The following is a 19,886-nucleotide window of genomic DNA, read 5'->3' on the forward strand; positions in this document are numbered from 1 at the left end:
ATTCTACCAATATTCTCTTGTTTATTTTTTAATCCTTTTCGTCGTGCTTTCATTCTCTTTCTTATTGTCACAATGTCTACCGTTCCCGTAACAGTCTATACTTAAAACTTAAAAAATTTGAAGTCATTTTCCCTGTAAACACTAAAAACGACAAAATGGTTAGAAAATTTATTTTCCAACCACTTTATCACATTCATTAAAGACAGAATTATCATTTTAACATTCTTAATTACAAGTATTTAAGCATAACTAACCCCAAATAGCACATTTTCCAGCAGAGATTCCTAATTGTGCAACGATTCCTGCAACGTTACTCTTCATGCCAAATTTAGCAAGTTCCATTGCTATATATGAGGCAGCTTTGCCCCACATTTTACCTTGAATATAACTGATAATGTCCCCTCTCATTAAATCAACAAGTTCCATACCTGGAATCATACCAATCAACTCATCACGCATACATGAAACAAAATCTCTATCTTGTAAAGAGGCTTGCAAGTTTTGAACCAAATTAGGCTCTGTATAAATACGTTCAATGCCCATTACAATATACGGTGCTAAAGTGCCATAGCGTTCTGTCAATAATTCTTTATTAACATAAAGAACGCCATTCTCATAACTCGTCGCTTCTGTAAACAAGAATTTCAAATCCTTCTCTACTTCGGCAACATCAATATACTCTACAGTTGTATTTGGAACCTTTGTTTCATTAGCGTATGCAATCCCTATAAAACTCGGTACCATAATAAGCAAAGTCGTAGCAATAACAATACATTTTGTAATTATCTTTTTCATCTCATTCACTCTTTCTGAAAGAAATCGTGTTGTGCTAAATAGTCATAATGTTGTTTGTTAAATTGATACTGTCCTAAATGTTGACTGATATTACCTACATCTACTGAAAAGATGTACTGTTCACTTTGATAGTGCCATTTAATTCTAACTGTGTTCAAGACTGTGTTATAACTAAAATCTTCAACTTGACTTCAGGACATTTCAATGACTTGATTAGGCCGATTTTCAGTTACATCACTAATGTCCATCAAGTAAATCCCCTTAGATGTGAATGACATAATCTTTGGCTTCACACTCGACTGAACATAGTAGACTCCTCCTATAATGAAAAAATCAATAAAGGATTTCAGCCATGTCTTTTCTTAAAAGCCATCAGAAAATTCCTTTGTCCCTCGACATGACAAGTTGAAAGAAATGATTCAATCTGTTTTTCTGTTGCAAATTCCATAATAGTACCCATGATGTTACCTCCATAACTATAAACCAAGAACGATACAACAGCTCTTATAACTTATTACTGTACTATTATAGCATAAATTGTAAGCGGATACAATCAAAAATTGACATAATATAAAATATTAATCGATGACACCTGTCATTCTAAGCGAAAATTAGAAATAAGTTATCTTTTATCACTTTTATAGCAAATTTAAATTACAACAGCACAATACGACTTCTAATACATTTTTAGAAATGCATTGAAATCAGCTAATTAATTTATTCACATTTTATAGTATGTTGAAATAGAATATGAACAAATTGATTGAGAAATTCATCCTCATTTTTAACAATATTTCAGAAACCGATGTATCCTATTCTTGACTCAATGTACTATATCTCAATCCACTATAACGCTTCTTAAAATCATCCACCGCTATCTATGACTTCTACCTTTCAAAGCTAGTTAAGTTTAAAAAAAGAAGCTGGAAAAATAACTTTCCCAACTCCTTGTATTGAATATTTTTTTAGTTTCACTTATTTTTTCAAGCGTTCAACATCACGGGCAATGACTAATTCTTCATCTGTTGGAATAACCAAGACACGGATCTTCGCTGCATCTGTTGAGATGTCTCCTGTCACACCAAAGATATTCTTTTCATCATCAACATCACAACCAAACCACGAAATTCCTGAGATTACATCATGACGGAAATTTTCTGCATTTTCACCAACACCTGCTGTGAAAACAATGGCATCTGCTCCGTTTAGTACTGCAAGGTACTGACCGATATGTTTTTGAATACGGTCAACATACATTTCATAAGCCAAGCTAGCGTCGTGATTCCCTTCTGCTACAGCAGCTTCTATGTCACGCATATCGCTAGAATTAGCAGAAACTCCCAAAAGACCCGATTCACGATTAAGAACACTACTGATATCTTCTGGTGTATTAAAATCCTCTGTATATTGCATTAAGTAAGGAATGATAGCTGGATCAATGTCCCCTGTACGCGTTCCCATCATAATACCACCCAGAGGAGTGAAGCCCATAGAAGTATCAACAGATTTGCTTACTTTCACAGCTGTAATTGAGCCTCCGTTACCAATATGACAGGTAATCAACTTCAAGTCTTCTAATGGACGTCCCAAGAGTTTTGCAGCTTCTCCTGCTACAAACTGGTGACTTGTACCATGAGCACCGTATTTACGAACCTTGTTTTCTGTGTAATATTTTGTTGGTAGAGGGTAGCGATAAGCTTTCTCTGGCATAGTTGCGTGGAAGGAAGTATCAAAAACAACTACACTGGTAATGTCTGGCAACAATTCCTTGAAGGCACGAACACCTGCTGCATTGGCTGGATTGTGGAGAGGAGCCAACAAACTCAACTCCTCAACTTTTTCTAAAACATCCCCCTCAACAACTGTTGATTCTTTGAAATATTCTCCACCCGCAACAACACGGTGTCCAACACCTGTAATCTCATCATAAGCCTTGATAATATCGAAACGAATCAAGTCATCCAATAAGATTTTAACAGCTTGTGTGTGATTTTCGATATCTAAAATTTGTTGTTCAGAACGGCCATCAAATTTTACAGTTGAAATTGAATCTTTCAAACCGATACGTTCAATCAAGCCTTTCGCCAATACTTTTTCTTCTGGCATTAAGTATAATTGCCATTTTAAACTTGAACTTCCTGCATTTATTGCGATTGTTTTTGTCATTATCAATTACCTCTTTTAAGCGTTTTCAACTATTATAACAAAATCTATTTTATATTTCAGTACCTTTGCTCCAATTTTGAAAATTTTCTTTGAATTTCATTAAAATGCTTGCATCTTGCAAGCTAGCAAGTGGATACACAAAAGGCTCTACTGCTATTTCATTTTTCTTCTGTAAGATAAAAATAGCCTTAGATTGGTTGACATTGGCAAAGAGATTTTCAGGCAGACTAATCATAGCAACCAGACTCGCCTCTTCTTTCAGCCACCCTTTTAACAAATCACTTTGAGGGCTGGTCAACAAATCACTCGGAGCTAGAAAAATAGCGTATCCGTCTAACTTGAGATACTTAAGCCCTTGTTCCATGAGCAAGTGATGGGCGTAAGTATATTCTTGACTAGAAGCAACTTGATGACGCGACGCAACGGCATCATCAGGATAATAGCCGACCTACAAGTCGCTGATGACCACATCGCTTTCTTTGAGCATTTGTGGACGAACGGCATCTCCTTGGACAAAGCCAGCCTGCAATCCGATCACGTCTGCCATGCTAGCTGCCAAATCAATCAGCAAATCATCCACTTCCATTCCCAAGTAGTCCACTTTTTTAGCAAGCGAGGTCAAGAAAGTAGCGCCCAGAATTCCCATGCCAGAACCCATTTCGAGGATAGTGATTTCCTCCTCTTTAAACAACTCTTCCACAATAAACAAAAGCAAGGCAATAGCATCTGGCGTAAACTGGTGATTAGCCTGCAAGGGTTCTGTTTGCCCAGCCTTCATCAAGAGAAACTGGTAGGTCTTGAGCCATTCTTCTTTGCGAAGCGCTAAGCGCTTAAGGGCTTGATTGTTGTCTTTGACCTGATTTAGCTCTGTCTCACCATCCAGATAGATGCTATTTTGCTCCACCAAGGCGTCATAAAAGTTGGTCGTCAAATCACTTTGGATGACTTGGACATTCTCTAGTAAATAGGTATAAGCTTGTTCAATTTTTTCAAAATCCATATTCCTATCTTACCAAATTTCCTTTCTTTTTTCCATCCTTATAGAAAGTCCTATATGAAAGAGTATAAATGACAAGTTGGGCATCTAAATCTGACAGCAAAAGTTTCGTTGAATTTATTTCTATTGACCCTTGGTAGGGATGTTTATTACGACAAATGGTCATAGAAATATAGCCGCCCATCCCTAGAGAAAAAACGAGGCATGAATTGACTTACTATTTTTACAGAGTTTTCCAAGTGTTATACTAAGTTTCCATTTATATCTTTTCCCATTTTCCCAACAAAATTTTAAAGAGTTTTTATTTATTAGACTTCCTGTGAAACAAAAATATGATACAATAAAATTATGAAGCAAGTAAACAACTAACTGATACACGATTTAAGCTCCTTGTTGCTGTTCAGCGCACGACTTTTGAAGAGATGTTAGCTGTATTGAAAACAGCTTATCAAGGTAAACACGCAAAAGGGGGACGAAAACCTAAACTAAGCCTAGAAGACCTTCTTATGGCGACTTCAATATGTGCGAAAATATCGAACTTATGAACAAATTGCGGCTGATTTTGCTATTCACGAAAGCAACTTAACCCATCGGAGTCAATGGGTTGAAGTAACTCTTGTTCAAAGTGGTTTTACGATTTCAAGAACTCCTCTCAGTTCTGAGGACACGGTAATGATTGATGCGACGGAAGTAAAAATCCATCGCCCTAAAAAACAATTAGCGAATGATTCTGGTAAAAAGAAATGCCACGCTATGAAGGCTCAAGCGATTGTCACAAGTCAAGGGAGAATTGTTTCTTTGGAGATCACTGTGAACTATTGTCATGATATGAAGTTGTTCAAAATGAGTCGCAGAAATATCGGACAAGCTGGTAAAATCTTGTCTGACAGTGCTTATCAAGGGCTCATGAAGCTATATCCTCAAGCGCAAACTCCGAGGAAATCCAGCAAACTCAAGCCGCTAACAGCTGAAGAGAAAGCCTGTAACCATGCGCTATCTAAGGAGAGAAGCAAGGTTGAGAATATTTTTGCCAAAGTATAGTAGATTGAAACTAGAATAGTACATATCTACTTCTAAAACATTGTTAGAAATCGATTTGACTGTCTTGATTGATTTGTCCTGTTCTTATTTCATTTCACTATGAAAACGTTTAAAATATTTTCAACAACCTATCGAAATCATCGTAAACACTTCGGATTACGAATGAATTTGATTGCTGGTATTATCAATCATGAACTAGGATTCTAGTTTTGCAGGAAGTCTAATAATGAAAATAAAGGACTAAAGTAATAACTCTAAATATATCTGATTTTTATAGGACGTTTCATAAAAAAATCTACATACCTAGAGTCCTATTTAGTTATGTATCTTACATAAAGAGAAAGGAATTAATTATCATGAAATTATCTTTGTATAGTGAAGTTGACCATTACCATTCTTTAAGTTCTTATTCTTTAAATGATATTACACATACTGATACCCCAAAAAATATTATTGAAAAGTCTAAAAAAGATAAGTATAGATACCCAATAGTAATACTTAATAAAGAACATAAAGTAATTGGATTTTTTTGCCTACACCTAAACACTGGTCCTAAAGAGTATGGCTATTATCAAAATGATTATGCGCTTATTAGAGGATTTTCTATTGATGATAATTCCAGAAATCAAGGATATGGTTCTAATGCTCTGAATAAAATATTTGAATTCATAGACTCAACTTTAAAATTAGAAATTAACCATATTGTATTGGCTGTAAATGAAAAAAATATATTGGCTCAAAAAGCATATAGAAATTCAGGTTTTTTTGTTGTGAAGAAAGATTTAGAAGGAAAAAAGGGGAAATTAATTATTATGGAGAAAAGCAGAAACTAGTATCATTTCTAGTTTCTGCTTTTCACTAAGTCTGCTATAAATTTAGTATCCTAGCTTATTTGCATATTTTGAGAGGAATAATCTATATACTAAACTTTTATGTTTATAATTCATTCCTTTCGTTTCACTCAAGGCACAAGACAGAATGAAAAAGTGGTGTGCTCTTTATTTTGTTTTATAATAATAGTGAGAAAACCTATCACTACTACAAATCACGGGGAGGTGAATAAGTGAGTGGCATAGCCACTACCTCGCATTTTTATAGGTGTCATTCTTTCCATCAAGCACAAGAACTGTGACTAGGAGCACGTAAACTTATAATTGAATAAGCGAATCGTTTGTGAAAAGGAAAGAATAGTCAAGGGATAGGCAGACTCAAATTTGGTGAAGGGAAACCCCTCATGTTAAAAGCCAAATTTCAATTTAAAAAATTTTAAAATTTGTTTCGTATTTACTACTCCTTGCCTTTATATTGGATTGATTAAGAGAACCTTTCGCGATGTTCCTTAGTAACTTCTTCGTACTAGGAAAATTTAAAAATTCGGATAGGTAGCTACCCCGATTATTCATACAAAAAGCATCCGAAATTTCTTTGTCTGATAGAAGATCAATCTGTTTCTCGACTGCTTGACAAACCAAGTTTGCAAGAAAGATATTTTTAGGTGAATCAAAAGTTTCTGCTTTGTGGTTAAAATCATGTTTCATATTTTTAGTTTGGCACAAAGTAGCTTGATTGGCTAGGAGTTCTCTTTCTTTTCAACCTTCTCTTCTGATTTTTTCTTCTCTGCTTGATTACTTGAATCAGTCACTACCTCTTCCTTTTTCTCTGTTTTCTCTTCTTTGATTTTGACTGAAGGAAACAGAAACTCATATTGACTCTTCGGCGTACGAACCCTTGTCACCAAGCTTGTTTTCTTATTTTGATAGCTCACCTGACCCAGATTAAAAACCTGTTCCCCACTTTCTTGCTCGGCTTTATCCTTGGCTCGTTTGGCCATGGCAAAAGCAAGCAATTTTTCTTTATTCAAAGCATAGTCTTGATAGTGGGCGACTTGTCGGTTCAAGTAAAATTGTAATAAAAAACTAAAGATAGCTGCCATGCTGACTGCATAAAGGAGAACACTTGCCTTAACTTTCTTCTTTTTCCACACGATAGATAAACTCTCTCTCTAATCCTTTTTGAAATTGGAAACGAAAGTGTACCAGTTGGCCCTCCTCTGTAATCTGCGCAGACTTAAGCCCATAGACCATAGGTTGATAACCTCGACCACGAGCATTCGTTTTACGGAAATCATCTGCCCTAGACTTACCCATAGCGATCTCCTTGCCATCCTGCTTCATATAGATACGATTGCCTTCCACCTTTTCAAACTGAGAACGCTCTAACTCTGCCTCCAGCTGATCCACAAACAAGAGCCACTCTTTTTGCTCGCTTTGTTGCTGGTAGCGAACTTCTGAAATGAGGAGCTGACTCATAGCTTGAAAAAGGAGTAATCCTCCACTGATGACAATCAGGGCAATCAGGGATTCTAACAAGGTAAAAGCCTTGACCTTATGGCTCTTTGATTGCCAACAACTGTTCTGAACCATGGTAGACCTCCAATCCCTTTTCGCTAGAAAACACCTGAATCTCAACTCCGTTTATGTTTACCTGATTTTGACCTGTCTGCAAGGCCATCTTAGCTACCCTCAAGACTTCTTCCTTTTGCAAGATTTTTGCTTCCTCTTGCCTATTTTTTTGAATTTGTCCCAAAAGGAGGGTCGCAATGCTGGCAAAGATAGCTAGAGCGACTACTGCTTCCAGTAAAATCACTGCCCTAATTTTTTGTTTCCTTAATGCGTTTAATTTTTCCATTTCCTAGATATAATTGATAGCGAATCGCTCCTTTACTGGTCTGAAATTCAACCTTAGCTAAGGACGAATTGCCCCCAGCTCGGTCAAATGTAATACTTTGGCCTGATGGTGCCTGAATTCCTTTAGGAACTGTCAAGTTTTGACTGCCATTGCTAATGGTCTGCCCATCTAAGTTCAGACTAGTCTTTTGCTGACTGGCTACACTGCGTTTTTGGGTTTCCCTATAGAGTTCTTCAAACTCCATAAAGAAAATCTGCTCCTCTACCGCCGCAAAAGTGGACTGGACAGAGCCTGACAAGCCCAAGGCAAGGATACTCACAAGTCCCAAAACCAAGAGACTTTCAAGCATGGTAAAGGCCTTAATCATTGACTTTACGATTTGCCTCTCCATTTTTAGTATAGTATTCATTATAGGCTTTAACTTGTTCTTTTGTGATTCGCCCATCTGCTTGTAGCTTACTTAGGCTAGCATCTTCATTTTTTTCGCTATAAAGCTCTGCCTGGCTTTCCACCACCTTAACAACAGCAGCTTTTCCTTTGTCGTTGACTGCTTCTTTTTGCTTGGTCAGATTAGGTACAAAGAGTAAGAGAAGCACGCTGATGATGAGCAAGACCACCAACATCTCCACAAGTGTAAAAGCTTTAACCTTAGCTTTTTTCAAGAATGTCATCATTTTTTTCATTTTAAAAATTTACCTCCATATTTTGATACATGGGCATGAGCATTGCCGCATAAAGTAAAACGATAATCAGTGCTACAAAGATAAAAACCAGTGGCTGCACCAAATTCATGGTGCGGTTGACTCGGGTAAAAAAGGCTTCCCAAGTTTTTTCAGCATAAATTTCCAACTCACTACCCAGCTTGGACTTGACTTCCCCATACTCGATGATGAGACTCAACTCCTTCTTAAAGAAAGGATAGGTTGCTATGGTTTGAGAAAATTCGCGACCATTTTGTAGGGCTTGAGCTAAATCTTGACCGATTTCTTTAAAGAGCTGGGAACCTTGTTCCTGCATGATTTGAAAAATCTGCGTCAGCTCCATTCCCTGCGAAATCATATTCCCCCACTCACGCGCATAATAGGCTGTCAAATAAGTCTGCACAAAGATTCCAAAAAAGGGAAGGCGTGCTAAGATAGAAAAGACACGCATCTTAGAACTTCTTTTATAAAAAGTGAGTGCTAAAAGGACACCTACTGAAACAAATCCTACCATGCCTAGAAAAATTTGTGGCAGATTGCCAATAATTTGGGTAGCAATATTGCTACTATCCAGTTGTGGTAGTAGATAGTTCCGTAGCCCCAGCATGATTAAGAGAAGAAAACCCAGCAAAATCAAAGGATAGGTCGCTACTTCAATTAATTTTTTCTTGACCTTGGCCAGATTGTCTAGATACTCTTCTATCTTTCCCAAACTCAGGTGAAGATTGCCATGAACTTCCGCTAGGGATAACTGGGTGACAATGGCACTTGAAAAACCCAAACTTTCCATCATTTCTGAGAATGATTTCCCCTGAGACAAGCCTGTCCGCATCTGGCTCACACACTGCTTGTCCAACAAAGCACTCCTATCTAAAAAAGAGATTGTCTCCACCAGATGAAAACCGCTGGAAAAGAGATTGTTAAACAAGGTGATGATATTTTTTTGCTTAGCTGTAGCTAATTTTTTCCGTTTCAGCCTGAAGACTTGTGATATGTCCTTCTTTAAGAAGCTGGTCAATCTGTTCATTCCAGCTAGTTGGCTGGTGTTCTTGATAGTCTTTGTTGGCAAAGTCAACGATTCCTCCTCCCCCGATTAATCTCTGGTAGCAGACCCCTTGCAGAACGACTGCTAATTCCTCCTCACTCACACCCAACTCCAGCAAGCGCTCATAAACACCTCGAATACTCTTGGCATGAATGGTTGAAAAGACTGTCGCTCCTGTCAAACTAGCTCTAACTACTGCACGTGCCGTCTCGCTGTCCCGAATTTCTCCGATAATCAAGAGATCTGGTCGATGACGTAAGGAAAGCTTGATGAGATTTTCATAGGTTAGTCCAATCGCCTCATTCAACTGCAACTGGAGCATGTCGTCCTGCTTGATCTCAACTGGATCTTCAATGGACATGACTTGTTGCCCCTTAAAGAGAGACTTGGCCAATTCGTGCATCAGGGTTGTCTTGCCACTTCCGACTGGACCAGCAAAGAGATAGAGACCACGTTGCCTATACTGCTTACCCAGTTCTCCAATATCCTGAAACCAAAAATGCAAATCCTGCTCCTCATCATGCAACAAGCGAATAACTAAACTCTCATGTCCTCGATAATCGCCTACGGTAGATAAACGTAGGGACGCCATCTTCTGGTCATATTCATAGTCACAGGAACCGAGTTGACTACGTCGCTTTTCTCCCACATTCATACCCGCCACAAACTTAAAGTGACTGATGACGGCCGCAAATTTTTCGAAGTTATAACAGCCAATTTTACAGCGCTCGTCTCCTACCCTCATATGAAGCTCATAGGCATCTAACTTAGGGACAAAATAAATATCTTGCGCTCCTTTTTTCCGGGCCGAACGAATGATTTCTTGTGCAATTTCTTGAACCATACCTACCTCCTCACCTATACTATTCGCAAAGATTTGGAAAAAATAAAAAAGCAACTCCAAAAAGTTACTTTTTCTCTATTTTACTTTCATACGGCAAGAACGGTGCCTTTCCTTACCTGTTTGTTTTTCATAGCCTGGACGTAGTTTTTCATCTGGAATAACCTGCTCATCCTGTAAAAGAGCCAAAGAATGGTATTGTTGTAAATACTCATCACATTCATCACACCAGCGTTGATCTTCCGGTCCCAAAAAATGGTCATCAAGTCCCTTCTACTTTTATAAAGAGGGGATTCTTGTTCCAATCTAAACCAGCAAGTCTTGTAGTATTTGAGAGCATCATAATACTGGTCAAATTTCTTACTTGCTACAATATCTTCTTCCCAACCTTCTAAGAACCACCAGGGTTCAAAATCTCCGTACATTTCTATAACACGATACATATTCATTCATTCCTTTGTACCATATATTATAACCAATTCCGCTAAACAAGGAAAGAAATATGCTCATTTCTTAATTTTTTAATAAAAAATCTAGCCATCTGATAAATTACTGAATTTCTATTTTCTTATGTTCCAAAATGTTTTTACTACTTAAGCCTCTGAAATATCGTTTTCGATGATGACCTTAATGGCATGGTGGTCTGCTGCCTTACCGAAGACTTCGTAGGCTTTTTCAATTTCACTGAGTTTGAAATAGTGAGTTACCAATTTTTCTGGTTCAATCTTATGACTTTCAAGTGCTTTCAACAATTGTGGAGTTGTATTTGTAGATACCAAACCAGTTGTTACATTGATGTTGCGAATCCAAAGTTTGTCCAAATCGAATTCAACTGGTTTACCATGTACACCACAGTTGGCAACTGTTCCGTCTACACCGATAATCTTTTGACAGAAATCAAATGTTACAGGAATACCAACAGCTTCAATAGCGACATCTACACCACGGCCATCTGTCAAATCATAAATTTCTTTAATCGCTTTTTCAGGGTCTGAAGAATTAACCTTGTGAGTCGCACCAAATGATAAAGCAGTTTCCAAGCGGTTATCGTCTAAGTCCACCATAATCAATTTGGCTGGTGAGTAGAACTGAGCTGTCAAGAGAGCAGCCAATCCAACTGGACCTGAACCAATAATGGCTACGCTACAACCAGGTTCTACTTTTCCTTTCAAGACACCAATTTCATACCCAGTAGGCAGAATGTCTGATAGCATAACCAAGGCTTCATCTGACAAGTCTTCTGGAGTGTGGTAAAGAGTGTTATCTGCATGAGGGACACGTAGATACTCAGCCTGCATACCATCAATCAAGTGACCGAAAATCCAGCCCCCTTCGTCTTCACAGTGGGCATAAATTCCTTTTTTACAGTAGTAGCATTTACCACAGGCACAAACACAAGAAATCAAGACCTTGTCGCCTTTTTTGAAGTTAGAAACTCCTTCCCCAACTTCTTCAACAATCCCAATCCCTTCGTGACCAAGAATGGTACCACTTTGGCAAGCAGGAACATCCCCTTTGATAATATGGAGGTCTGTTCCACAAATAGTGGTTTTTACGATACGCACAATAGCGTCTGTTGGCTTGCGAATAACTGGTTTATCTACATCAACAAAAGAATCAAGTCCTGGTTTAACATAAGTATAGGTTTTCATAAAGCACTCCTCCGTTTTTTAAATGTACTATTTATAATATAATTGCAAGCCTTTTCAATTGGCTCTTTAGGTATTTTTGTGATATTTTTAACTTTTTTATTTACCTTAACGCAATATAGATAAAAAAGCAGAAGCTAGCCTCTAACTTCTGCCTTCTCTCTTATGACTCATCTCCAATTTTTCTGATACCTGCAACAAAAATCGAAGATAATAATTGGGTAACACTCAACTGATCAAATCCAAAAATGTAATGTGCTAGCAAATGAAATAAGAAAACAAACAAAAACAAAGATAATAAAATCTTACACATAGATTTAAGCCCAGAAATTAATCCGTCCATTATTTGGATATACATCCCTAGCATCAACCCATTGAGCTACCGCATAACCTACATTGTAGAAAATGTTAATATAATCAAATATACGTTCAAGAAGTTCAGCTAACCGATTGCTATAAATGCCTAAACGAATAGCAGCTTTTTTAGCTACCCTACTTAAAGTAGCTTTAGCAACTGCCAATCCTTTTTCTTTACCAAATTACCAATGCCTGCCACACCACCTAAATAGCAGTAGCAATTAGATTTTCTACTTTTTTAAACTTTTTTCATTTTTTCAAGTACAGTTTTTCAAATTATAGTAAAAAGAGCCAGAATTATACTGACTCTTCTATTGATTATTAAACTTAGAAGCACGTTCTTCTCCCCACCAATAGGGCATTAGTTCTGCGACTTTCACTGTCTTTCTTGTATCGTAGTCCATCATGAATTCTGCATCTTTATTTTCAGCGTTCAACTCTAAAAGGAATTCTCTGCAAGCGCCACAGGGCATTCCTGAACTTCCACCATAAGGTGCTTTATCTCGAAAGGCTAATACTTTCTTAACCTTAGTTTGTCCTGAAAATTGGTACATATTGAAGAGGGCCGCCCGTTCTGCACAGAGATGGAAAACACCACAGGTTCCCTCCATACAGAAACCTGTAAATATTTGTCCATCTTCTGCTTCTACTGCAGCTACAACATGATTGGCATAAACAAAGTCTGATACTTCATGTGGATTGTATAGTTTCTGTGCTTCTTCGTACATCTTTTCCCAGATTTCCATTATTGTACCCTTCTTACTTAGAGATTTCCTTTAACATATTTTCGATATGCTGGATTGATTTTTCACGTCCAAGCAAGAAAATTGTATCTGGTAATTCTGGTCCATGCATTTCACCTGAAACTGCGATACGAATAGGCATGAAAAGATTTTTCCCTTTAATACCTGTTTCCTTTTGGACTGCTTTAATTTGTGGGAAGATATTCTCTGTCACGAATTCATCATCTGTCATCACTTCGAGTTTTGCTTTGAAGGCTTCAAGAACTGTTGGGACTGTTTCACCTGCCATGACTTCTTTCTCAGCCTCAGTTAATTCTGGGAAGTCTGAGAAGAAGAGGTCTGTCAATGGGATAATCTCATCTACTGATTTCATTTGTGGTTTATAGAGCTCAACTAATTTTTCAGCCTTGTCAGTCAATCGACCTGCTTCTTCTAGGAATGGTTTTGCCATTTCAAAGATAGTTTCTAGGTCTGCATTCTTGATATAATCATTGCTCATCCAGTCTAGTTTTTTCTGGTCAAAGGCTGCTGGAGACTTGCTGAGGCGGTTTTCATCGAAAAGTTTAATCAATTCTTCACGAGAGAAAATCTCATCTTCGCCACCTGGGTTCCAACCAAGAAGAGCAATAAAGTTAAAAACTGCTTCTGGAAGGTAACCTTTCTTTCGGTAATCTTCGATAAATTGAAGTGTATTAGTATCACGTTTAGATAACTTCTTACCAGTCTCAGAGTTGATGATTAAGGTCATGTGACCGAACTCTGGAGCTTCCCAACCAAGCGCTTCATAAACCATGAGCTGTTTTGGTGTATTAGCAATGTGGTCGTCTCCACGGATTACGTGAGAAATTTGCATATCATGGTCATCGATGACAACGGCAAAGTTGTATGTTGGGTAACCGTCTTTCTTTTGGATAACCCAGTCACCACCGATATTGCCACCTTCAAATTCGATATCACCTTTGACCATATCATGCCACTTGTAGATACCTGACTCATTGACAGCCAAACGAACAGTTGGGATGATCCCTGCTGCTTCACGTTCTGCGATGTAAGCTGCTTTTTCTTCTTCACTCATACCAAGGTATTCATTGATGTAGCGTGGTGTTTCGCCAGCTACTTCTTGGCGTTCGCGTTCAGCTGCCAACTCTTCTTCTGTAACGTAAGATTTATAGGCTTTTCCTTCAGCTAATAGTTGGGCAATGTATTTTTGATACAAGTCCAAACGCTCAGACTGGCGATAATTCTCATGTGATTCTGGACTTTCATCCCAATCCATGCCTAACCAGCGAAGGTTTTCAAGTTGTGAACGTTCACCATCCTCGACATGGCGTTTACGGTCAGTATCTTCGATACGAATGAGAAATGTTCCACCATGATGGCGCGCATACAAGTAATTAAACAATGCTGTACGGGCATTCCCGATGTGTAGTAGTCCTGTTGGACTTGGTGCGTAACGTACGCGGATATCTTTTGACATAGTTTCTCCTATAAAGTCTCTAGGCGTCTGCCTTTTTGCTCTCTATATTATATCACAAGTCTTGGCTGAGTCCAATTTCTATGGATAAAGAGAGTAAAAAGAGTGGACAAACCACTCTTTTCTTCTATTATTACAGACGTGCGTTAAGTTCTTTGCTCAATTCTTCAAATCCAGGTTTCCCAAGAAGGGCAAACATATTTTTCTTAGCTTCAACACCTGGCTGGTCAAATGGATTGATACCATTCAGGTAGCCAGAAAGAGCAATAGCCAATTCAAAGAAGTAGATAGTGTAGCCCAAAGTGAACTCATCTTGCTCAGGCAGTGTCACAAACATATTTGGAACTCCACCATCAGTGTGTGCTAACAGCACCCCATCTGTCGCTTTTTTGTTTACAAAGTCAACGTCTTTTCCTTGAAGGTAACCAAGACCGTCCAAGTCTTCTGCCAATTCAGGAATCAGCACATTTTTGCGAGGTTTATCTACACGGATAACTGTTTCAAAGAGGATACGAGTTCCTTCTTGGATAAATTGACCCAATGAGTGCAAGTCAGTTGAGAAGTTAGCTGAAGTTGGGTAGATACCTTTTTGGTCTTTTCCTTCTGTTCAGGCACCCCTTGTAGATGCATCTGCTGGAAATTCCCTTGCACTGGCTGGCTAGTTTGATTGACTTGCCAAGCCCTTTGCGCTTGACCTTGACCGTCTTATTCTGGCATGCTTTTCTCCTTATAAATTTTGTTGATTTGTCATATTGCGAAAACATTGAAAAACAATGACAAATTTCACAATATTATAATATAAATTATTTTTCCTATCAAAAAAGAGAGTGGGAAAGAACTTCAAACAAGTTAAAAAGTTCGTCTTCCACCTCCCCCGCACACAGTTGATCAGGCAATCTTTGGGACTTACAAAGCGAAGGAAGATGCCAATCAACCACTAAGTTATCTGTTTTTTTAAATTTAGACTCAAAAGCCTGGACTTTTTGCCCAGGCTCTGATTCAAGTTTTTAGACTCTTATTTTTCTAGTATTCTTAATTAGATATTTTATCTTACTTAGGCAGCTTCGAAAATCTGAATGGTAGAACCTTTCTCAAGTACTACTGCTTGGTCTGCTGCGACATGGAGTGTACCAGGAAGGCTCCCCTCTTTTGAACCATCAAAAGAAATCGTGATATGCCCCAGTCCAGTTAAATTTTTTTCTACTACATTTCCTACGGCAGTAATCGAATATTCCTGACTATCTACGACCAGCTTTCCACCTTCTAGTATTGCACCTAGAAGATTTTTGTTATCGATTTTAAAACAATACTCTGCTAAATCTTCCGGAGCTTCTTCTCCAAATAAAATGAGCATATTAGCGTCTTGAATCATATTCTGAGCTTCAAGCCCCACTTGAATTACTTTAGCTTCAAAAATTTTCTTCATCTAATTCCTATTCATCCTTTCTCAAATCTGTCATAAACTTATGCTTATAGATAAGTTTAACATAATAGTTGCTGTGTTTACGTGCATCTATCAAAGTTCTACTGATAAAGGCCAATACTAGCTATCCAAGCTACTAGCACCCGCGGAACACCATTTAGAAAGCGTGAATAAAGTACAGAAGGAACACCAACCTCAACTGTTTCAGCTTTGGCTTCAGAAAGACCGAGTGCTACAGGGATGAAATCACAACCGTTTTGGGTGTTGATAGCAAATATAGCTGGTAGAGCCATTTGGGGTGGAATATTTCCTTTTCCGATTTCGACTCCATTAAGGTTCCGATAATCTGACTGATAACAGCTCCGGGCCTAACAAAGGAGATAGGAATGGCAAGGAACAGATAAAGCCAATCAAAATGAGCCCCCAGATGTTCCCCGCCAGGGGAACCATTAATTTTGCCAGCCAATTTCCAACACCTGAACCTTGAATAACCCCAATCAGCAAGGAAACAAAGGCCATGAAAGGAATGATTGTATTGAGCATTGTCTGAATGGCTTCACGAGCAGCCTGGTTGAAAGTCGCAACGACCTTCCCAGCGCCCATCCCAATTCGTGCTACAATACTTGTTTCAGCTTTTTGCTCTGTAATTTTTTTACTAGTATCGTAAGTTGGCTTTTCAGTTACCACAGTTGTCGCTTTTTCGTCTTCATTAGCAGCAGAAATTTGATTAAGGCCAACTGCTGACACATAGATTTCCTCGGTGATATATTGAGCTAGAGGGCCACTTTTCCCTGTAGCGACAATATTGATTGTAGGGATCCCCTTTTTAGGATAAATACCGCAGCGAAGAGTACCGCCGCAATCTACGATTGCTAAAGCAATTTCCTCATCTGGGATAGAAGTTTTAAACCCGTTAACAGCTTCCATACCGGTCAAATCAGCAATTTTATCTACAATATCTGGCTTTTCTCCGCCACCAGTGATATAGATGAATTTATGCTTAGCCTCACTAGGTGTAATGACCAAAGGGCCCCCGAAACCACCATTTCCTTTAACAACTTTTATACTCTTATATGACATAATTTCACTCTTTCTATCAATCAAATGTTTTACTCAAGGTAACACCTTGCTGTTTTGCTACATAAGCAGTTGTAAAATCGGTTACCCAACCGCCTACAAAGTTCATGACAATCCCAACAAGCATGTAACGAATGGCTAAGTCCGTTTGACTTAAACCTAAATTTTGAATTCCTGTTGCAATTCCCACCCATACAAACAACTCCCCAGGATTGATATGCGGGAATACACCATTTGAAGTATGGCAGAACTGCATCTGAGCTGCTACAAAACTAGGTTTATAATATTCTGGTAAGAAACGTCCCATACTAATCGCCATCGGATTCCCCAGCATAAAGGCTGAAATGAAAGGTAAAATCATATACCTAAGCTAACAGGATTTTTGGCAGAAATCTTAGCTAGGGAATTGACCTTCTCTTCTCCCAAGAAAGCGATAAGGGTATTCATTGCAATCAATAGCATCAAGACAAGAGGTACAATATTTGTCATCCAGCTAATAAAGGTTTCTCCACCTAATTGGAAGAGTTTCATAAAACTCTCTGCAAATTCTGTAATATAATTCATAAGGAACTCCTTTTCTTATTTTTTTAAATAACTGTTTAATAGATAATTGTAAGTAAGCCGCATAAAAGCCGAATCCCAGAAAAGAATCAGAAGAACTTGTCTCTTTCTCAATACCTGCCTCATGCCAAAGATAGACTTTTCTAGCATCTTCTATAGCTGATTGCATCAACTTATTTTCTTTTCTCACAAGAGGATTATACTTGTCAAAATAATGGATGTCTTCTCCAACATAATCGTCCATATTTTGAAAACGCGCTAAGATTGTGACTCCTTGCATTTTGCTAGCTTTAAGAACCCGACCGTTTTCATCAACCGCGAACATGACAATCGTCTTGGATTTGATTCTTCCGGATTTCCTGCCAATCGCTACGCGCCCCAGTTTCCGGAGCATCGTATAGGTCTTATTGAAGTCTTTCAGTTGCTGCCAGCCGAGGAACATTTGAAATATATAAGCTGCCATGACAAATACAGCGAAAATTATTATCGAATTCATTAAAATACTCCTTTGCTCTTAGAAAATGATAGAAACTCTGTCTCTGTTTCTACAGCCCTCAATGCTTCTTTTAGAGAAGGCTCTCCTGCAATTCGAAAAATGTCGTCATACAATTCCAGCAATTCACTTTCCATTTTTCTTTCAATTTCTGAGGGTATGGCGACTAGAAAGATAAATTCAATCCATTCATCTCCTTTTTGATAAGGCTCTTCTAGTTTTCCGAACATTAAAATAGTCTTTGCATAACCCTGGTTAATTGTATGGGGGAACGCAATTCCTCCACCAAAAATGGTTGATTGCTTTTTCTCCCTATCAATTATCCGATTTCTAAAACCTTCATCAATCATCTGAAGTTTCTCTAACTCCGCAGACATATTTAGCAAGTATTGCTGATAGGTTTTTTGGGGGCTTAATCGAATAAAACGTAAGCTGACTGTTTCTAGATTTTTTTGATGAAAAGCATTGGCTTTCTGCCATTCTTCCTGCAGCCATTGATCATCAAAAAGATGATTAACTTGAATGACTGGAGATTTAGAATCTTTATATTTTAGAGGAACTGTCGTAAAAATCGCGAAATAGTCCTGATTCAATTCCACATTAAAATCCTCTTCAGAATACTGAGTAATGTCTACATCATTTCCAATGACTCGTCTGAGTTGCTGGATAATCATCGCAGCAGTTCCTCTTCCTGTTGTGCAAACCACAGCTATCTGCTTGCGAGAACCCTTAACAGCAGAATTTTGTTTTCTTAAAATCATTTCAAAATACAAAGCCAGATATCCGATTTCAGATAATTCCAATTCAGAACCAAAAATTGTAGATAGTTCTTCTCCAGCAATTTTCGCCATTTCAAAAGCAAAAGGATATTGAGTTTGAACCTCGCCATGAAATATATCATTAGCTTGCACATGGAAAATCAGTCGATTGATTAAGGACCCTAAATGAGACTTGATTTCTTCAAATAATTCTTCATCATCAAAGTGAACCAACATAGTTTCTTTGACTTTCTTGACAATCCCTTGAAAAATGTATGCAAGCTGTTCAGATTGATAAGACGGCTTGCTTAAAGTGTCAATAAAACGGACATTAAACGGAAAACACAAAAAGTCTATCTCAAACTGACTGAGGGAAATCTTATAAGTCACCTCAATATGATAGATTAATTTCTCAGCCAAATGTGTCTCTGTTAAATCATTCCTATAGTAGGGAATAGGACAATTCAACACCCTAGATGTATGAATACGATCCACCATAATTGAAAGGGTCTTTCGAAGGAGCTCCTGTGTTTCTTTAGGGATTTTATAATCCTGGACTAGCGTCTCCAGAAAAGAAGATGTTGCCTCAGTGAGTGTCCTTCCTTCAAAGTAAGGAGCCACTTGGTGAATATAGAGCAAGCGCAAATTCAGCTCGCTCCCCAAGACCTCCAGCCCACGATTGGGCTTTCCTGAAATAGTGATAGAGTAACTCTCTGCCAAAGATTTTACTTGTTTTAAATCCTTATTAAGGGTACTTCTACTAACACCTACTTCCTCAGCCAAATCGTCAATAAGAAGAGGGGAGGTTGACTCAATTAAACGTTTTAGCAAATAGGCGATTCTTTTACTGGAAGAATTGAAGTCACTCTCCTGTTTTAAACTACCAGATAAAATCTTTTCCAACTCTGTATAGTCATACACTTCTAACATTAATTGATCATCTTGTGAGATAATCTGGATATTAGGAGCCAAAACATCATTTAATTGTTGGATACTCTTTTGCAAGGTTTGCATACTAATATCCAGCTCCGAGCGCATATCTACCAAGAAATAAGTTGGCTGTGAGACCATTTTTTC

16 protein-coding genes and 10 pseudogenes are annotated in these 19,886 nt (G+C 38.1%); 3 read left to right on the forward strand and 23 right to left on the reverse strand.

All coding sequences use genetic code 11. From position 1 onward, the window contains the following. Positions 1-249: 249 nt before the first annotated feature. The 4 genes and pseudogenes from QMQ21_RS10795 to QMQ21_RS10805 all read right to left on the reverse strand — a co-directional run bounded on the left by QMQ21_RS10795 (position 250) and on the right by QMQ21_RS10805 (position 3,961). The gene (locus QMQ21_RS10795) at positions 250-795 is read right to left on the reverse strand and encodes a hypothetical protein (RefSeq protein WP_050223352.1); all 546 of its coding nucleotides are present in this window, start codon (positions 793-795) and stop codon (positions 250-252) included. 5 nt (positions 796-800) lie between these two features. Further along, positions 801-1,255: pseudogene (locus QMQ21_RS19320) on the reverse strand (hypothetical protein). Positions 1,256-1,770: 515 nt separating this feature from the next. Next, positions 1,771-2,961: an acetate kinase gene (locus QMQ21_RS10800; RefSeq protein WP_261814433.1), complete on the reverse strand. Its 1,191-nt coding sequence runs from the start codon at positions 2,959-2,961 to the stop codon at positions 1,771-1,773. Positions 2,962-3,010: 49 nt separating this feature from the next. Continuing rightward, positions 3,011-3,961 (reverse strand): annotated as a pseudogene (locus tag QMQ21_RS10805) (class I SAM-dependent methyltransferase). A gap of 341 nt (positions 3,962-4,302) precedes the next feature. Between QMQ21_RS10805 and QMQ21_RS10810 the strand changes: the two are divergent. The 3 genes and pseudogenes from QMQ21_RS10810 to QMQ21_RS10820 form a co-directional block, all read left to right on the forward strand. Next, a pseudogene (locus QMQ21_RS10810) lies at positions 4,303-4,996 on the forward strand (IS5 family transposase); the annotation flags it as partial. A gap of 105 nt (positions 4,997-5,101) precedes the next feature. Next, positions 5,102-5,206, forward strand: a pseudogene (locus tag QMQ21_RS10815) (IS5/IS1182 family transposase); the annotation flags it as partial. Positions 5,207-5,355: 149 nt separating this feature from the next. Next, positions 5,356-5,832 carry a GNAT family N-acetyltransferase gene (locus QMQ21_RS10820; RefSeq protein WP_166728191.1) on the forward strand — a complete coding sequence of 159 codons (477 nt, stop codon included), beginning with the start codon at positions 5,356-5,358 and terminating at the stop codon, positions 5,830-5,832. A 579-nt stretch (positions 5,833-6,411) separates the two neighbouring features. Here QMQ21_RS10820 and QMQ21_RS10825 read toward each other — a convergent pair. The 19 genes and pseudogenes from QMQ21_RS10825 to QMQ21_RS10915 all read right to left on the reverse strand — a co-directional run. Then, positions 6,412-6,537 (reverse strand): annotated as a pseudogene (locus QMQ21_RS10825) (SAM-dependent methyltransferase); the annotation flags it as partial. A 32-nt stretch (positions 6,538-6,569) separates the two neighbouring features. Continuing rightward, positions 6,570-6,983, reverse strand: coding sequence for a competence type IV pilus minor pilin ComGG (comGG, locus tag QMQ21_RS10830; protein ID WP_166735758.1), 414 nt, complete (start codon positions 6,981-6,983; stop codon positions 6,570-6,572). Continuing rightward, positions 6,961-7,422 (reverse strand): competence type IV pilus minor pilin ComGF, encoded by a 462-nt coding sequence (comGF, locus tag QMQ21_RS10835; protein WP_138705993.1) that lies wholly within the window; start codon positions 7,420-7,422, stop codon positions 6,961-6,963. Before comGF ends, comGG begins: the two co-directional genes overlap by 23 nt. Next, positions 7,385-7,687, reverse strand: a complete 303-nt coding sequence (gene comGE / locus QMQ21_RS10840; RefSeq protein ID WP_000413380.1) for a competence type IV pilus minor pilin ComGE — start codon at positions 7,685-7,687, stop codon at positions 7,385-7,387. Before comGE ends, comGF begins: the two co-directional genes overlap by 38 nt. Then, entirely contained in the window at positions 7,650-8,054 is a 405-nt protein-coding gene (comGD, locus tag QMQ21_RS10845) for a competence type IV pilus minor pilin ComGD (protein ID WP_261814436.1), read from the reverse strand. The genes comGE and comGD overlap by 38 nt, the downstream gene beginning before the upstream one ends. Then, complete coding sequence (gene comGC, locus QMQ21_RS10850) at positions 8,047-8,370, reverse strand: competence type IV pilus major pilin ComGC (RefSeq protein ID WP_261814437.1); 324 nt, start codon at positions 8,368-8,370, stop codon at positions 8,047-8,049. The genes comGD and comGC overlap by 8 nt, the downstream gene beginning before the upstream one ends. A gap of 1 nt (position 8,371) precedes the next feature. Next, positions 8,372-9,415, reverse strand: coding sequence for a competence type IV pilus assembly protein ComGB (comGB, locus tag QMQ21_RS10855; RefSeq protein ID WP_166735759.1), 1,044 nt, complete (start codon positions 9,413-9,415; stop codon positions 8,372-8,374). Further along, positions 9,336-10,277 carry a competence type IV pilus ATPase ComGA gene (comGA, locus tag QMQ21_RS10860; RefSeq protein WP_166735757.1) on the reverse strand — a complete coding sequence of 314 codons (942 nt, stop codon included), beginning with the start codon at positions 10,275-10,277 and terminating at the stop codon, positions 9,336-9,338. Before comGA ends, comGB begins: the two co-directional genes overlap by 80 nt. A 75-nt stretch (positions 10,278-10,352) precedes the next feature. Continuing rightward, positions 10,353-10,717 (reverse strand): annotated as a pseudogene (locus tag QMQ21_RS10865) (DUF1033 family protein). Between the two features lie 150 nt (positions 10,718-10,867). Beyond that, complete coding sequence (locus QMQ21_RS10870; protein WP_166735756.1) at positions 10,868-11,926, reverse strand: zinc-dependent alcohol dehydrogenase family protein; 1,059 nt, start codon at positions 11,924-11,926, stop codon at positions 10,868-10,870. Positions 11,927-12,240: 314 nt separating this feature from the next. Beyond that, the gene (locus QMQ21_RS10875; RefSeq protein WP_014017362.1) at positions 12,241-12,444 is read right to left on the reverse strand and encodes a hypothetical protein; all 204 of its coding nucleotides are present in this window, start codon (positions 12,442-12,444) and stop codon (positions 12,241-12,243) included. 147 nt (positions 12,445-12,591) lie between these two features. Continuing rightward, on the reverse strand, positions 12,592-13,026 hold the full coding sequence (locus tag QMQ21_RS10880; protein ID WP_261814439.1) for a cytidine deaminase family protein: 435 nt from the start codon (positions 13,024-13,026) through the stop codon (positions 12,592-12,594). 13 nt (positions 13,027-13,039) lie between these two features. Next, positions 13,040-14,500, reverse strand: coding sequence for a glutamate--tRNA ligase (gene gltX / locus QMQ21_RS10885; RefSeq protein WP_138701933.1), 1,461 nt, complete (start codon positions 14,498-14,500; stop codon positions 13,040-13,042). A gap of 130 nt (positions 14,501-14,630) precedes the next feature. Continuing rightward, positions 14,631-15,104: pseudogene (gene pgi / locus QMQ21_RS10890) on the reverse strand (glucose-6-phosphate isomerase); the annotation flags it as partial. A 447-nt stretch (positions 15,105-15,551) separates the two neighbouring features. Then, entirely contained in the window at positions 15,552-15,923 is a 372-nt protein-coding gene (locus QMQ21_RS10895) for a PTS glucitol/sorbitol transporter subunit IIA (RefSeq protein WP_023935311.1), read from the reverse strand. Between the two features lie 98 nt (positions 15,924-16,021). Next, positions 16,022-17,000 (reverse strand): annotated as a pseudogene (srlE, locus tag QMQ21_RS10900) (PTS glucitol/sorbitol transporter subunit IIB). Positions 17,001-17,016: 16 nt separating this feature from the next. Then, positions 17,017-17,561, reverse strand: a pseudogene (srlA, locus tag QMQ21_RS10905) (PTS glucitol/sorbitol transporter subunit IIC). 49 nt (positions 17,562-17,610) lie between these two features. Continuing rightward, positions 17,611-18,054: pseudogene (locus tag QMQ21_RS10910) on the reverse strand (transcriptional regulator GutM); the annotation flags it as partial. Then, a complete protein-coding gene (locus QMQ21_RS10915; RefSeq protein WP_080673552.1) occupies positions 18,054-19,880 on the reverse strand; it encodes a BglG family transcription antiterminator in 1,827 nt (608 codons plus the stop codon). The pseudogene QMQ21_RS10910 and the gene QMQ21_RS10915, both read right to left, overlap by 1 nt. Positions 19,881-19,886 lie beyond the last annotated feature (6 nt).

Source organism: Streptococcus bouchesdurhonensis (genome assembly GCF_948472335.1).

What these genes read in the sequence shown, in the direction of transcription:
- QMQ21_RS10795 (WP_050223352.1), bottom strand. Translation starts at nt 795, where the DNA reads ATGAAAAAGATAATTACAAAATGTATTGTTATTGCTACGACTTTGCTT.
- QMQ21_RS10800 (WP_261814433.1), bottom strand. Translation starts at nt 2,961, where the DNA reads ATGACAAAAACAATCGCAATAAATGCAGGAAGTTCAAGTTTAAAATGG.
- QMQ21_RS10820 (WP_166728191.1), top strand. Translation starts at nt 5,356, where the DNA reads ATGAAATTATCTTTGTATAGTGAAGTTGACCATTACCATTCTTTAAGT.
- comGF (WP_138705993.1), bottom strand. Translation starts at nt 7,422, where the DNA reads ATGGTTCAGAACAGTTGTTGGCAATCAAAGAGCCATAAGGTCAAGGCT.
- comGE (WP_000413380.1), bottom strand. Translation starts at nt 7,687, where the DNA reads ATGGAAAAATTAAACGCATTAAGGAAACAAAAAATTAGGGCAGTGATT.
- comGD (WP_261814436.1), bottom strand. Translation starts at nt 8,054, where the DNA reads ATGATTAAGGCCTTTACCATGCTTGAAAGTCTCTTGGTTTTGGGACTT.
- comGC (WP_261814437.1), bottom strand. Translation starts at nt 8,370, where the DNA reads ATGAAAAAAATGATGACATTCTTGAAAAAAGCTAAGGTTAAAGCTTTT.
- comGB (WP_166735759.1), bottom strand. Translation starts at nt 9,415, where the DNA reads ATGAACAGATTGACCAGCTTCTTAAAGAAGGACATATCACAAGTCTTC.
- comGA (WP_166735757.1), bottom strand. Translation starts at nt 10,277, where the DNA reads ATGGTTCAAGAAATTGCACAAGAAATCATTCGTTCGGCCCGGAAAAAA.
- QMQ21_RS10870 (WP_166735756.1), bottom strand. Translation starts at nt 11,926, where the DNA reads ATGAAAACCTATACTTATGTTAAACCAGGACTTGATTCTTTTGTTGAT.
- QMQ21_RS10880 (WP_261814439.1), bottom strand. Translation starts at nt 13,026, where the DNA reads ATGGAAATCTGGGAAAAGATGTACGAAGAAGCACAGAAACTATACAAT.
- gltX (WP_138701933.1), bottom strand. Translation starts at nt 14,500, where the DNA reads ATGTCAAAAGATATCCGCGTACGTTACGCACCAAGTCCAACAGGACTA.
- QMQ21_RS10895 (WP_023935311.1), bottom strand. Translation starts at nt 15,923, where the DNA reads ATGAAGAAAATTTTTGAAGCTAAAGTAATTCAAGTGGGGCTTGAAGCT.
- QMQ21_RS10915 (WP_080673552.1), bottom strand. Translation starts at nt 19,880, where the DNA reads ATGGTCTCACAGCCAACTTATTTCTTGGTAGATATGCGCTCGGAGCTG.